Below are 13,693 nucleotides of genomic sequence, written 5' to 3' on the forward strand. Positions count from 1 at the left end.
TGAGCCTGCTTTCTGCCCGCCTGCACCAGGTCGGACTTTCAAAGCCCAGGGCCGTCCCTGGTGGCCGTCAACCTCGCTCGCGATCGAGGGTTGACGTGCGGTTCTAGGCAATATGTCCGGGCGAGGAGAAATTTGTTTAGCGGGGAGGCGTCGCGCGGTCTTTGCTTTGTTGTGCGGGCGCCGCTAAACAAATGGCCGGACGGCTGGATATGCTTGAAAAGGATCGGGTCAAACCAATGGGGGACTTCGAATTGGAGCCAGTGCGCGAATTACAGCCGGAAGCCGTGGAGCCCATGAAAAAAGAAGACGTCGTGATCCGGATGTTCGGCGCGTCGGACTCGTTAGAAGCACTCACTTCGCTCATCAACAGGGCTTATGCGACCCTGGACGGCGGCGGCTTCAGGCTCGAGGGCGCCGACCAGTCGGTGGAGCGGACCCGGCAGAAAATTGACCAAGGTGCCTGCCTGGTGGCTGTGCTGAACGACGCACTCGTTGGCACGCTGACCGTGCGCGCCGGCTTTGAGAACCCCGTCTGCGCCTACCTGGCGCGGCCCGACATCGTTTGCCGCTATCAGCATGCAGTGGCGCCAGAGGCCCGGGGCCGCGGCATCGGCCATGCCCTGATGCTGGAGTCCGAACGGTGGGCGCGTGAACTCTATTTCGACGAGATCGTCGGGTATACCGCCGAAGGCCACGCATGGAAGCGCGCCTACTGGCAACGCAACGGAATCGTGGAGGTCGATCGTGTCCAATGGCCGGGCGATGCGTTCTTCAGCGTCGTCGGAGCAAAGCGCCTTTGAACCCCCGCGATCCTTTCCTGGCCGATGCCCCTTGCGCCCGCTGACCTCTCTTTTTCCTGTCCATGCAAATTTATCTCAACGCGATCTTCAATCACTTCCGGGCGCTGCAGGCCTGGGCGGCGGACAAGGACGCCAAGCTGGCGCTCGACGTCAAGACCTTCGAGATCGAGGTCAAGTTTCGCGGGCGCTACTACACGATGCACCCGATGTTCCAGGCCCGCTCCGACGGGCGGGCCGTGCATTCGAGCGTGCTGACCCAAAGCACGATCGGCTTCGGCGGCTGGCGGCCGTATCCGTCGATCCGGCATGCGTATTCCACCGACAAGCGCCTGTTCAAGGCCTTCCTGCGGGAGTCCGGCCTTTCGACCCCGGCGTCGGTGCCATCGGCCACAGCCGTGGCGGCGCCCGATTTCGACTACATCCTGAAGGGCGCCATTGGCTCGTTCGGCAAAGAGATCGCGGGGCCTTTTCGCGCGGGGTCGCCGATCCCCGATGACATCGGCAAGGAGGGCGCAGATCGCGAGAAAGTTTTCGTCGAGGCGTACATCCACGGCCGGATCCTGAAGGTCTGGTTCTGGGGCGGCAAGCCGTTCTTCGCCCATGCGCACGACTATCCCCTGATCACCGGAGACGGCGTTCGCACCGCGGAGCGCCTCGTGCGGGACAAGGCCACGAGCGGCGGCCAGGATTGGGACAAGGACGTCGACCGAGACATCGTCATGGCGTGCCTGCGCTTTCAGGGTGTCGACTGGCATGCCGTGCTGCCGGCCGGCCAGGCGCGCTGGATCGACTATCGCTATTCCCAGCGCTACGAAAGAAACCTCGGCGTCACGCCCCACACCGACAACGCGCTGCCCGATCTCGTGGCAAAGAGCGGCGATCAGACGGACCGCATGGGCACGGCGCTCGCCGCCCTTCTCAGGCAAACCATTCCGGTGCCGGTGATGATCTCGGTGGATGGCATGCTGGACGAGAAGGGCAACATCTGGTGGCTCGAGATGAACACCAATTCGATCGTGCCGCCCGAGGCGTATGCCGCCATGTTCTCGGACTTGTTCTACTAGGCCGCGCCGTTCCCCGTGCCGCATCTCGATATCACCTGCAACGATGCGCTGGGGGGGGCGTCGTTCCGTCTTGTCGAAGCCAGCATCCATTGGGATGACCAGAACCGAAGCACCGGATGGGGGCGGGATGCCGATCTCGGCACGGCGACCTGGAAGGCCATCGGAGAGGCCATCGAGCGCCATTGCTTCGTGACCCTGCCCGAGGTGGTGCATGCGCGGGCAGATGAGCTGCCCGGCTATCTCCATGCGGACCAGTTGATCCGGTATCTGCCGGAACAGGTGGATTCGGCGGTTTCCGGGCTGGCGCCATTCAGCCCGTCGCAACACCGGCTCTGGACCCTCGCGCGGCCTGCACTGGGCGGCGAGGCCCTCCATGTACTGGCCGATTTCGTGTGCAGTCCGCGCGCGTTCGCCGTCGGGTACCGTGCGCAATTGGTCGTTCATGCCTCCACATCGGGCTGCGCCAGCGCGGATGCGCTCGAGGTGGCAGTCCTGCGCGCGACGCTGGAACTCATCGAGCGCGACGCCTTCATGCGGCACTGGTTCTCGCAATCCCCCGGCCACCGGATCGATCCCCGCACGCTGCCGCAAGAGGCACGGACGCGCCTGGACGCGATGGCGCAAGCCGGATGCGAGGTCGGATTGCAATGGCTGCACATGGGGACTCACCCCACATGGCTCGCGTGGGCGCAGCATGCGGAGCGCCACTTCACATGCATCGGCAGCGCGACGGCGCTTTCGGGCATTGCCGCACTGGATGCCGCGCTCAACGAACTGGAAACCACGGCGCTGGCCCGCGCGTCCGGCGTACCCCTGCAGGCCATGGCGCCGCAGGACGTGGCAACGCCCGCCGACCATGCAGCCCTTTATGCGACAGAGCAGTACTTCCGGCGCGCCGACGCTGTCTTGCACGCGACGGCCGCACCGCTTCCCTTCGATGAGGCACTGGCGGCATTCGAGGCGTCGCCTCATGTGCTGTACACGCGGCTCGCGCAGCGTGGCCACACGCCATACTGGGTGGACCTGAGTGCCGAGGAGGCGCGCGATGCCATCGACGGAAAAACGATCTACACCGTCCGCGCCGTGGCGCCGGGATTGATTCCCATGGTGTTCGGCCACGGCCGCCTGCCGCTCGGCATGGACGAATGGCGCCGCACGGGGCGCTTCGACCTGCATCCCTTCACCTGACCCTTCTTTTGCTGCGCAACCATGGACAACTACTGGCGATTCGAAACCTCCGCGGTGCACGCGGGCTACAACGCAGAAGATTCCCAACGCTCGGTGGCGCCGCCGATCTATGAAACCGCGGCGTTTGCATTCGACGATGCGCAGCACGCCATCGACCTGTTCGATGGCAAGAAGGCGGGGCTGGTCTACAGCCGCATCGCGAACCCGAGCGTCCAGATGCTCGAAGGGCGCGTGGCCACCCTGGAGCAGGGGATCGGTGCCGTCGCGATGGCCTCGGGGCAGGCCGCGCTGAGCTGCGCGTTTCTCACCATCGCTGGCGCGGGCGACAACATCGTCGCGTCCTCGTCGCTGTATGGCACGACCTACAACCTGCTCGGGCATGTGCTTCCCCAATACGGGATCGAGACGCGATTCGCGCTGCAGCACGACGTGGCGCAGTTGCGGCGCCTCATCGACGACCGCACGCGGGCCGTGTTCTGCGAGACGATCGCCAACCCGGCGGGCAGCGTCGCCGACCTGGAAGCACTGGCCCAACTGGCACATGAAGCCGGTGTGCCGCTGATCGTCGACAACACGGTCGCCACGCCCTACCTGTGCCGGCCCTTCCTCCATGGGGCCGACATCGTCGTGCACTCGCTCACCAAGTACATGGGCGGACACGGCACCCACCTGGGTGGCGCGGTGGTGGATTCCGGCCGCTTTCCATGGAAGGATCACCAGGACAAGTTCCGCCGTCTGACCACGCCGGACGACAGCCACCACCTGACGAACTTCAGCGAGAAGTACGGGCAACGCGCGTTCATCGCGCGCTGCGCCTCGGTGCCTTTGCGCAACCTGGGCGCCATCATGGCGCCCGCGACAGCCGTGGCGATCATGCAGGGCATCGAGACGCTCGCGCTGCGGATGGAGCGCATCTGTTTCAACGCGCAGTTGATCGCGCAGTTCCTGCAGCAGCACGATGCCGTCTCGTGGGTGCGCTATCCCGGTCTTGCGGACCATGCCGATGCGGCGCTGGTCGAAAAGTACCTCGGCGGGCAAGGAGCGGGCGTGCTGAGCTTCGGCATCGGCGGCGATGAAAAAGCCGGCAACCGGTTCCAGGATGCCCTGCGCCTGGTCCGGCGCTCGGTCAACCTTGGCGACTGCAAGACCCTGGCCTGCCATCCGGCCTCCACCACGCACCGCCAGTTGTCCGGCGACGACCTGGTCAGCAGCGGCGTGACCACCGACCTGATCCGCCTGTCGGTCGGCATCGAGCACATCGATGACCTGATCGAGGACATCGACCGAGCGCTGGCCGCGAGTGCCTAGCGGTGCGGCCCTGCCGCGAACCGCCGGTTCGTCGCGAGATAGTTGATCGTGAAGAAGAACTCGTCCGCCTCGCGGTAGTGGTCGATGCGCTCCAGGCCCAGTGGCGTGATCCGGTGCAGGTCGAACCCTGCGTCGGTGAAGAGGTAGTAGAAATCCTGGAAGTAGGTGCGGCTGTCGATGTTCGTTCCGCCGAACTCGAACTGCACGACCTGGGTGGCCGCCAGCGCGTCGTCGAAGGCGCCCAGCGCGTTCAGTTCATGGCCCTCGATGTCCATCTTCAGGATGTCGATGCTCCGCCGTTCGAGCGGACCGCTCCAGTAGTCGCCGAACCGGATGGTCGGTACCTTCTCCCGGACGTCGAAGGCCATGCCGTAGTGGTCCAGCTTGCGGCAATGAAGGCTTGCAAGCCCCGAGCCGGGCTTGTCCGAGAAGAGCACCGCCTCGCCCGTGCGATCGGACACCGCACTGGAATTGATGGTCACGGACGTGTCGTTGCCGTGCCGCTCGCGCAGGCGTGCGATGTTGGTGGACGACGGCTCGAAGACGTGGATCTCCAGATCCGGGAAGCGCGCCTTCAACGCGCGCGTGTAGCTGCCCGAGTGGCCGCCGATGTCGACGGCAAGGCGGGGCGCGGACTCGAGCAGTGTTGCGACCAACGCCACTTCGTGGCGAACCGTGCCCGAGCCGTATCCCTTGCCTTGCCCATACGCGGCTGCCTTCTCGATGGAGCGAAGCGCCTTGAAAAACCACTGCGGAGGATTCATCGACGGGTTCGAAGTCAGGAGGCGGTCTTCGGGAGCATCCGAAGCGCCTGGGTGATATCGGCCAGCAGGTCTTCGGCCGCCTCCAGCCCGACACTGAAGCGCACGAGTTCGCCGTGCAGCGGCTTGATGCTGGCCACGGAGCGCCCATGAGAGAGCACGAGGCTACGCGGTCCTCCCCAGCCGAAGCCGATCTTGAACAGCTGCAGCGCATCAATGAAGCGATCGACGTCGGACTGGGCGAAGGCGTCGCCGAACACGAGGCTGAAGATGCCCGCGGCGGCGCTGCAGTCGCGCTGCCAGAACGCATGGCCGGTCGCACTTTCGAGGCTGGGATGCAAGACTTCTTCGAAGGTGTCGTTGCCTCGAAGAGCGTTGACGAGCTGGCGGGTCGTGGCGTCCTGCGCGTGGTAGCGAAGCGCGAGCGTATCGAGCCCCTTGAGAACCGATGCGGCATCGTTGCCGGACACGGCGAGGCCCAGCCGCATCGCGCAGAGCTTCAGGATGTCGTAGACCTCCTGCTGCGCGCAGGTGACCGCCCCCATCACCACGTCGCCGCTGCCGTTGGCGAATTTGCTCAGCGACTGGACCGAGATGTCGACCTGGAAATCGAACGGCCGCAGCGCGATGCCGGCGCCCCAGGTGTTGTCGATGGCGCTCAGCACCCCCGCATCGCGGGTGCGGGCGGTGATGGCCGGGATGTCCGGGAATTCGAAGGTGATCGCGCATGGCGCTTCGATCCACACCAGCTTCGTGGCGTCGGAGAACGCCAGGCTCTCCAGGTCCGTCGGGTCGTACAGCCGTACCTGCACGCCCCATTCCACCAGTTCGCGGGCGATGAAGGCCCGGTTGGCCGAGTAGACGTTGATCGGGACGAGCAACTCGTCGCCGGGCTTGAGCAACGCCATGTAGACCAGCGTGATCGCGCTCAGTCCGCTGGGGCACAGGAGGCTGTTGTTTCCGCCTTCGAGCCGTGCGATCCGCGCTTCGAGTTCGAAGGTGGTCGGCGTCCCGTGGGGGCCGTAGATGAACCTGTCCTTGCGGGTCCAGTCGCGGGCGCGGAAAGCGGCCATGTCCGCGAACACGACCGTCGCCGCATTGAAGATGCCGGGCTGCATGCCTTCGAAGTCCGCCGTTGGCCAGCGTTCTCCATGAAGAAGCGCCGTCCGCGGCGCCACGGTCATCGCGGCGCTTTTATCGGGACGCGCCACGGATCGGCGATGCCTTCCACCATCGTGTGAGCGCGACGCGCGTGCCCGCGGTCACGGTCAGCACCTCGTGCCTGAACCAGGGGTTGGCCGGAAAGACGATCATGCTGCCGGCCGTGGGCCGGATGTCCAGCGGCTCGCCTGTTTCCTGATGAACCAGCGAGTTGAAGCGGAACGTGCCGCCCGCGAACTCGTGCCTCCCGGTGCCTTGCGGGGTTTGCGTGGTGAGCCAGAGGATGCCCACCAGATGCCTGTCGGGCTTGATGACACTCCATTCGGCGTCGCCTGCTTCATTGGCGGCGAGCGCGCTGTCGTCGGCATGGTCGCCGATGTGGTCGCCCGTCTGGTAGACCAGGCACTGCTCGTCCACGGCGGTCAATTCATGGGTTTCGGCACCCAGGCCCATGCCGGCAACTGCGTCGTGGGCATATGCATGCAGTGCGTCATAGCCCGCCGACAGCGATGGCAACGAAGTCGGGAGATTCTTCGAGCTCCGGAACTTGTTGTTGACATTCCATGGCGTGAGGCCGGCGTAGCGCGTTCTCGATTCCCAGCTTTGCCCCGCTTCGTGCGCCTTTATCACCACCTCGGCCAGGCTTCGGCAGGTTTCGGCATTCAGCTGCGTGACGAGCGGGACCTCGGGGCTCAGCCGCCATGCGGGCGCGCTGCAGTCTTCGATGGTCGCCTTGCTCAGGCGAGGAGGGAGGAATCTGTAGGTCATTGAATCGGTTCAGTGACTGCCTGCGGGATCGCCGCGGCACCGGCATAGGTCGCTTCCGCCGGCAGCAGGTCTTCCTGCAGATAGGTCGTTACCAGCAGCACCGTGTGTTCCGTGCCCTTGTTGAAGTAGGCATGCGGCAGCACGTTGCTGAACTCGAACAGCTCGCCGCGCTTGAGCGGTGCGCGATAGCCGCACAGCATGAAGTCGTCTTCCGGATTGAAGCGCAGCGGCAGGATCGTGCGGTGCGATGCCTGGGCTTCCATCAGGCCGCGCTGTATGGGCTCCAGCGACAGGTCGACCCTGGCACCGCGAAGGAAGACCGGTCCATCGACATGAAAGCCGAGCGTTCCGCCGGCCCGGACGACGTACAGCCCCATCTTGGTGGTGACGCCGCAGCCGTAGTTGGCCGCGTGCATGGCGGACCAGCGATCGATCTGCTCGCAGAGGACCGGATCCTTGAAAACCTCGGATGAGATGGCGACCGCGTCGAACTCGAAGTTGGCATCCGCCATGGTCTTGGAGTGAGCGATTTCGCCTTCGTGCATCAGGATGTGGAAGGCGATGTCCTGATGGTCGGCGTCCAGCATCACGCCAAATTCTTCCCAGAAGCCGTGGCGCTCGAGCAGCGTCTGCCATGCGGCGTCATCGATCTGGGCGAGCGGCTGGTAGAGGCGATTGTGGAGATACATCGATTCCTGGCTTGGCCATTGTCTTGGCGATGGCTGCTCGGCAGCCTCGGGCTGCCGAGCCGTGCGCTCTCAACTCAATACGTTCCGGTGGACAAGGCGTTGCGCACCAATTCGGCGCGGGCCTTCAGGCGGTCAGCCGGCATGGCCTTGGGGGCCGGCGTGGTGAAGTTGACCGTCCAGGCGGCTTTTGCTGCCTGAGACATCGAGCCCTTGCTCGACTGGGTGATGCCGGCTGGGTTTTGGACCGTGGTGCTCATGGATGCTCCAGAAGTGAATTGACGATGAAAGCACAGGGAACGCCTCGTGCCACCAGCGACTCAGTGCGAATCTGATTCGTCGGCGACAGGCGTCCCGCTGTGAAGCCAAGGGTTTTGCTTGTGCTTAGGCAACATATCCGCCTGGATGCGGATTTGTTTAGCGCGCTTTGAGCGAGCTCCCGTGCGTCGCAAAAATCGATGGGGCGAATTTCATTCTATGAAAATGCCCTCCCAAATCGACCGGCCACGGCTACGACAACGCCGTCTTCCGCTCCGCACTCCCCGGCTCCGCCAGTTTCCGGTGCTGCTCCGCCAGCTTGGGCCCTGGCATCACCCGCGACAGCGCCACCTGCATCTTGTTGCGCCACCCCGCGATCACGCCGCTCTCGCCCTTCATCATCGCCTCGAAGCCGGCCCTGGCCACGTCCGCCGGATCGGCCTTGTCGCTCTGCTGGCCGACGCGCGTATCCAGCATGTCGGCGCGCGCGAAGAAGTGGGTGTCGGTCACACCAGGCATGAGGCAGCTCACCGACACGCCCGTGCCCTTCAACTCGTTGCGCAGCGCCATCGCGAAGGAATCGATGAAGGCCTTGCTGCCGTTGTAGACCGCCTGGAAGCTCCCCGGCTGGAAGCCCGCGATCGAGCCGGTGATCAGGATGCGGCCCTGGCCCGCCTCGCGCATCTGGCGCCCCACGCACTGCACGAGGTAGATGGTGCCGGTGATGTTGGTGTTGATCACGTGCTGCACGTCATGAAAGTCCTGGTCGAGAAAGCCGTGCCCGAGGCCGTGGCCCGCATTGGCGAACAGCGCGTCGATGGGCCGGCCCTCTGCGGCGGCCAGGAGCGCGTCCACGCCGTCGCGCGTGGCGAAGTCGGCGCGCACCGAGGTCACGTTCGCGCCCAGCACGCGCAGCTCCGTTTCGGCCTGCTCCAGCGGCTCGTCGGCGCCGATCAAGAGGTCATGGCCGTTGCGCGCCGCGAGCAGCGCCAGTTGAAATCCGATGCCGGACGAGGCGCCCGTCACCACGGCGAGCGGGCGAAGGTCTGTGGTTTCCATGTGGGTCTCCTGCAGGGGTTGATTGAAACGAGCGGCGCTCACACCGCGCCCACGCTCCCCGTCACGGGCAGCACGATGCCGGTGATGTAGCCGGCGCAGCTCGGCGCGGCGAGGAACACGTAGGCGGGCGACAGCTCTTCGGGCTGCGCGGGGCGCTTCATGTCGGTGTCCTTGCCGAAATCCTGCACCTCCTCGGCGGAGCGGTCGGCCGGGTTCAGCGGCGTCCACACCGGGCCGGGCGCGATGGCGTTCACGCGGATGCCCTTGGCGATGAGGTTGCTCGCCAGCGACTTGGTGAAGGCGTGGATCGCGCCCTTGGTGGTCGAATAGTCCAGCAGCTGCGCGCTGCCTTCCAGGCCCGTGACCGAGCCGGTGTTGATGATCGAGCTGCCCTTGCCCAGGTGCGGCACGGCCGCGCGCGCCATCTGGAAATAGCCGAAAACGTTGGTGCGCAGCGTGAGGTCCAGCCGCTCGTCGGTGATGTCCTCGATGGACGCGGCATGCAACTGGAACGCCGCGTTGTTCACCAGGATGTCCAGCTTGCCGAACGCCTTCACCGTGCGCGCCACGGACTCGCGGCAGAAGGCCGGATCGCGCACGTCGCCCCGGATCAGCACGCAGCGCGCGCCTTCGGCCTCCACGTGGCGCCGGGTCTCCTCGGCATCGGCGTCTTCCTCCAGGTAGACGATGGCCACGTCCGCGCCTTCGCGCGCATAGAGCACCGCCACCGCGCGCCCGATGCCCGAGTCGGCCCCCGTGATGAGCGCGCTCATCCCCTTGAGCTTGTTGCTGCCCTGGTAGTCGGGCGCCTCGAAGCGCGGGCGCAGCGCCATGTCGGCCTCGTGGCCCGGCTTGGGCAGGTGCTGCGCGGGAACCGGGTTGGCCGGCTGCGGCCGCGGGCCGGCCTGCACGGGTTGTTCCTTCTTCTTGGATGAATCGGCGGCAGGCTTCGCGCGGTCCTTCGCATCCTGCGCGCGCTGCACGGCGCGGTGCCGGCCGGCGACCTCGGTGGTCTTGTGCGCCTTCGGCTTCGGGGTGGTGCGGGTGGATGCCATGGACGGTGCTCCTGTTGTCGGTGGGGTTGTCTGTCGGATTGGTGCCTTGGAGAAACCACCGTAGAACGCCGCAGCCCGGCGTGCGTAGGAATGTGTCCCGAACCTGCGCCCGCCACGACAGGCGCTTGCCCCCTGCAAGCGCCCCCCAAACCAAGCACCGGCTTGCCGCGAAGCAAGTTTTTTATAAATAAAAAGTAGTCAATTCAGCGCCGCCACGGCGCGGCTTTTGAGCCATAGGTCATCAGTTATTTTTCCCAGTTGACTTAGTGATCTTTAGTAAAGTATTGCAATGGATGAACTGACCGAAGCCCGTCGTGCAGCGCTGCGCCGCTTTATTGACGGCGAGGGCGGTTATGGCAAGGTCGCCGCCAAGTACGGCCTCACGCCGTCCCACATGAGCTACCTCTCCCAATTGATTGCCAAGGGCTCCAGCGCCCCGCTGGGCGAGCGAAGCGCCCGCAACTGGCAGGAGCGCCTGAAGATCGAGGGCGACCCGATCCTCCATCCGCCGCTGGACCCGCAGGGCGGCGCCGCCGCGGTGTCCCTGCAGACCGTGATCGACCGGCTCGCGCAGTTCCTGCAGGCCGTGCCCTCGGACCAGCGCGAAGTCATCGCCTCGGTCATCGGCGCGTTCGCGCGCAAGCCGCTGCCGGAATTGGGCACGGCGCTGGTCACGCTGCTGGACAGTGGGCCGGGCAACAGGAACTGGAATTCATGAATTTCCCGATTTTCAAATCTCCCTAAAAAAACAAGAAATACCCGTCGGAAATGTCAATGATCAACGTGTTATTTGTAGAAGACCAGCCTCTGGTGTCGGAGGCGACTGCGGAAAAAATTGCGCGCAGCCCCCACGTCGCCAATATCGAGATCTGCAACAGCGCCGAAAAGGCGCTGCTCGCATTGAAGGCGACGCCCGACCGCTGGGGCCTTATTCTTCTGGATCTGGATGTGCCCGGTGCCGTCGGCCTTTCCCTGGCCATGGAAATCAAGAAAATGGGCAAGGAGGGCTCCACCTGCATCCTGACCGGAACGTACCGGGCCGATTACATCGCGCAAACCAAGGCCAGCGGATTCCAGGGCTACATTCTCAAGGCCATTGAAATCAAGGAGCTCGAGGCCAGCCTCGAAAAAGCCATTGCGGGCGAAAAGGTATTTCCCGATATTCCCGACCTCGGCGGGGATTCGGGCGCCATCCGGCTGACCAACCGCCAATGCCAATGCCTTGAATTCGTCGGCGCCGGGCATTCCACCAAGGAAATTGCGCGATTGCTGTCATTGCATCCCGGAACGGTCAATTACCACATCGACTCCGCCATGGAGGCATTGGGCGTCAAATCGCGCGCGCATGCCGTCCAGAAGGCATTGCAACTGGGTCTCCTCGCAGGCTTTGCCGCAAGGAGCAGCGATGGAAATGCTTGAAAATTTTCGCCGCAATATCGCAAACAATGCCGGGGCGATCGACGAATCGCTCATGGAAAACCAGGGCAAGGTTTCGCGCTCCCTGATCAATGTGACGCTGGCGCACCGGCATCTGGCGGAGCGGCAATTCGTCGTCCAGCAAATCGCTTATTGGATCACCGTGCTCGGTTTGCTGGTGGCCGAAGCGAGCGCTCCCGTTCTCACCTCGACCTCCATGTGGATATGGCTGGCGGTTTCGGTCGTGACGTGGATTGTGCGCGTCAGCCTCTTCTGGCCATTGACGCAATTGCCGCCGGCCATTGTCAAGAAATCGCTCTGGCTGAAATTGATTCCGCTCACCATCAGCGTCATTGCGTGCCTGTATTGGATCTGGACCATCAAATTGTTCGCGGGACCGGTGCTCACCGTGCGCGAATTGATCATGTGCATCGGCCTGCTCAGCATCAGCGTGTCGATGACCGGCATGTGGCCGGTCACGCCGCTGGCGGTGGTCATCTACAACAGCGTGCTGTGGGGCGCTTTTTCCATCAGCCTGTATTCGAACGGGGTGGCGAGCTTTCCGGTGATCGTGGCGCTCGATGTGGGTGTGCTGGCCGTGCTCTGGCTCAATATCTTCATTGCCATCCGCCAGCTCAACGACCAGCTCGAGCGCACCCGCGAAACCAGCCAATTGGTGGTTGCGCTCGAAACCGCCAACAGCAAGCTGGAACGCCTGAAGGACACGGCCTACAAGACCCTGGACACGCGCTCCGAATTCTTTGCCGGCGCGAGCCACGATTTCCAGCAGCGGCTGCATGCCGCCAAATTGTGGGTGCTGTCCGCCATGGCGGCCACCAAGGCGAATCAATCAGCGGAATCCACGCTCGACCGGCTGGGCCAGGAAGTCGATGCGCTGCAGGTCTATATCAACAATATCCTGGAATTCGCGCGGATCGAATCGCTCGATGCGGGCGTGAAGATCCGGGCGACGGAGATTCAATCGCTGTTCCAGAAGCTGGATCTTCATTTCGAGAAAATCGCGGAGCAGAACGGCGTGCAATTGCGCTTTCACATGGCCCGCATCACCATAGGAACCGATGCCTCCATGCTGTTGCGGATGCTGGAGAACCTGGTGTCCAATGCGCTCAAATACACCAAGGGCGGCGTATTGGTGTGTGCCCGCAAGACGTCAAGGGGCGTGTCCATCGAAGTCTGGGACCAGGGCAACGGCATCAAGCCCGAAGCGCAGCAGCGGATATTCGATGCCTTCCACCAGGAAGATTCCAGCGACCAGGGCCGCGCCAAGGGCGTTGGATTGGGCCTGGCCATCGTCAAGCGTTTTGCTGCGCGCCTGAATTACCGCATCGAAGTCAAATCCATCATGGGCCGGGGTACGCTTTTCAGGATTCTCATTCCCCGGGAATTCGTGATCGGTACGGTTTCCGGCGATTAACCGGCCAGGTCGAAAAACGTCACGCGCCAGCGGCGATTTTCGGTGCGCGGCAATTCAATGGCCAATTTGTCGACGCGATGGCGTGCCTCGGCAATCTGCTGGCCGATCACCGCCACGGCTTCCTGGAATTGGCTTTCGGCTATTTCGCGGTAATCGCAACCGAAATGCGCCTTCAATCTTTCCGTGCAATTGCTGTGGAAACCCCGGTGCAGCGCCTTCGGTAAATTCCCTGCAGCCTGCTCCAATGCAATGCGCAATGCATCGAGCCTGGCGGCCGACAACGGTCCCCCTTCGCCCTTGACGTGCCGCAGCGAGCCGAACTCGGCTTCGATGTCCGCGGCCAGCGGCGACAGATACGGGGCTTTCGATTGTTGCGGGCTCTTTGCCATTCATCCCTGGGACTCGCGCCATCGTTGAAAACGCAAAAGCGGGCGCGGACAACGCTTTTGACATGTGTCCATTGCAGCATCGCAGTCCGCCGGAGGGAATACGCAGAATTCACTGGTGTTGCGGGAAGTCGCGTACACGGAAGTTTTACCGATCGGTCAAACATCGAACTTTCAGCCTCCGGCAATTGCGTCATTGGCGCGCTGCGACTGGTATTAGTCATTAGTTGTTTGAAATTTAGTTTTCACTAAAGTCCCTGGGTGCGCCTCATCGGATGGCGCGGGAGTGAAAGCAATGCAGGCCGCATCGAGGGCAATGATCCTGGGAGGGAGCGTGACGACTGTTTC

General features: G+C 63.8%; 15 protein-coding genes. 7 read left to right on the plus strand and 8 right to left on the minus strand.

All coding sequences use genetic code 11. The features are described 5' to 3' along the window. The first annotated feature begins 191 nt into the window (after nucleotides 1-191). The 4 genes from BM133_RS25040 to BM133_RS25055 all read left to right on the plus strand — a co-directional run bounded on the left by BM133_RS25040 (nucleotide 192) and on the right by BM133_RS25055 (nucleotide 4,360). The gene (locus BM133_RS25040) at nucleotides 192-800 is read left to right on the plus strand and encodes a GNAT family N-acetyltransferase (RefSeq protein ID WP_093439894.1); all 609 of its coding nucleotides are present in this window, start codon (nucleotides 192-194) and stop codon (nucleotides 798-800) included. 62 nt (nucleotides 801-862) lie between these two features. Further along, complete coding sequence (locus tag BM133_RS25045; RefSeq protein WP_093439896.1) at nucleotides 863-1,864, plus strand: ATP-grasp domain-containing protein; 1,002 nt, start codon at nucleotides 863-865, stop codon at nucleotides 1,862-1,864. 15 nt (nucleotides 1,865-1,879) lie between these two features. Beyond that, nucleotides 1,880-3,052, plus strand: a complete 1,173-nt coding sequence (locus tag BM133_RS25050) for a YcaO-like family protein (RefSeq protein ID WP_093439899.1) — start codon at nucleotides 1,880-1,882, stop codon at nucleotides 3,050-3,052. Between the two features lie 21 nt (nucleotides 3,053-3,073). Further along, nucleotides 3,074-4,360, plus strand: a complete 1,287-nt coding sequence (locus BM133_RS25055; protein ID WP_093439902.1) for an O-acetylhomoserine aminocarboxypropyltransferase/cysteine synthase family protein — start codon at nucleotides 3,074-3,076, stop codon at nucleotides 4,358-4,360. Here BM133_RS25055 and BM133_RS25060 read toward each other — a convergent pair. From BM133_RS25060 to BM133_RS25090, 7 genes are all read right to left on the minus strand, one after another. After that, on the minus strand, nucleotides 4,357-5,124 hold the full coding sequence (locus BM133_RS25060; RefSeq protein ID WP_093439904.1) for an FkbM family methyltransferase: 768 nt from the start codon (nucleotides 5,122-5,124) through the stop codon (nucleotides 4,357-4,359). The two genes, BM133_RS25055 and BM133_RS25060, sit on opposite strands and share 4 nt — an antisense overlap. A 14-nt stretch (nucleotides 5,125-5,138) precedes the next feature. After that, complete coding sequence (locus BM133_RS25065) at nucleotides 5,139-6,305, minus strand: PLP-dependent transferase (RefSeq protein WP_093439907.1); 1,167 nt, start codon at nucleotides 6,303-6,305, stop codon at nucleotides 5,139-5,141. Nucleotides 6,306-6,315: 10 nt separating this feature from the next. Further along, nucleotides 6,316-7,050: a 2OG-Fe(II) oxygenase gene (locus BM133_RS25070; protein WP_093439910.1), complete on the minus strand. Its 735-nt coding sequence runs from the start codon at nucleotides 7,048-7,050 to the stop codon at nucleotides 6,316-6,318. Next, nucleotides 7,047-7,739 (minus strand): hypothetical protein, encoded by a 693-nt coding sequence (locus tag BM133_RS25075; RefSeq protein WP_093439912.1) that lies wholly within the window; start codon nucleotides 7,737-7,739, stop codon nucleotides 7,047-7,049. The genes BM133_RS25070 and BM133_RS25075 overlap by 4 nt, the downstream gene beginning before the upstream one ends. A 74-nt stretch (nucleotides 7,740-7,813) precedes the next feature. Further along, nucleotides 7,814-7,996 carry a hypothetical protein gene (locus tag BM133_RS25080; protein WP_093439915.1) on the minus strand — a complete coding sequence of 61 codons (183 nt, stop codon included), beginning with the start codon at nucleotides 7,994-7,996 and terminating at the stop codon, nucleotides 7,814-7,816. A 250-nt stretch (nucleotides 7,997-8,246) separates the two neighbouring features. Continuing rightward, nucleotides 8,247-9,053, minus strand: coding sequence for an SDR family NAD(P)-dependent oxidoreductase (locus BM133_RS25085; RefSeq protein WP_093439918.1), 807 nt, complete (start codon nucleotides 9,051-9,053; stop codon nucleotides 8,247-8,249). A gap of 38 nt (nucleotides 9,054-9,091) precedes the next feature. Next, complete coding sequence (locus tag BM133_RS25090) at nucleotides 9,092-10,108, minus strand: SDR family oxidoreductase (RefSeq protein WP_093439920.1); 1,017 nt, start codon at nucleotides 10,106-10,108, stop codon at nucleotides 9,092-9,094. Between the two features lie 289 nt (nucleotides 10,109-10,397). Here BM133_RS25090 and BM133_RS25095 point away from each other — a divergent pair, with 289 nt between their 5' ends. Genes BM133_RS25095 through BM133_RS25105 form a run of 3 tightly spaced genes read left to right on the plus strand, consistent with a single transcriptional unit; the run spans nucleotide 10,398 to nucleotide 12,959 of the window. After that, the gene (locus BM133_RS25095) at nucleotides 10,398-10,826 is read left to right on the plus strand and encodes a hypothetical protein (protein ID WP_093439923.1); all 429 of its coding nucleotides are present in this window, start codon (nucleotides 10,398-10,400) and stop codon (nucleotides 10,824-10,826) included. A gap of 56 nt (nucleotides 10,827-10,882) precedes the next feature. Next, nucleotides 10,883-11,527, plus strand: a complete 645-nt coding sequence (locus BM133_RS25100; RefSeq protein WP_177224935.1) for a response regulator transcription factor — start codon at nucleotides 10,883-10,885, stop codon at nucleotides 11,525-11,527. Beyond that, nucleotides 11,514-12,959, plus strand: a complete 1,446-nt coding sequence (locus BM133_RS25105) for a sensor histidine kinase (protein WP_177224936.1) — start codon at nucleotides 11,514-11,516, stop codon at nucleotides 12,957-12,959. The genes BM133_RS25100 and BM133_RS25105 overlap by 14 nt, the downstream gene beginning before the upstream one ends. Here the strand turns inward: BM133_RS25105 and BM133_RS25110 are convergent. Next, complete coding sequence (locus BM133_RS25110; RefSeq protein WP_093439930.1) at nucleotides 12,956-13,348, minus strand: hypothetical protein; 393 nt, start codon at nucleotides 13,346-13,348, stop codon at nucleotides 12,956-12,958. The genes BM133_RS25105 and BM133_RS25110 overlap by 4 nt on opposite strands. Nucleotides 13,349-13,693: the final 345 nt, after the last annotated feature.

The sequence above is a fragment of the Variovorax sp. 770b2 genome (assembly GCF_900115685.1).
In the GTDB taxonomy this organism is placed as follows: domain Bacteria; phylum Pseudomonadota; class Gammaproteobacteria; order Burkholderiales; family Burkholderiaceae_C; genus Variovorax.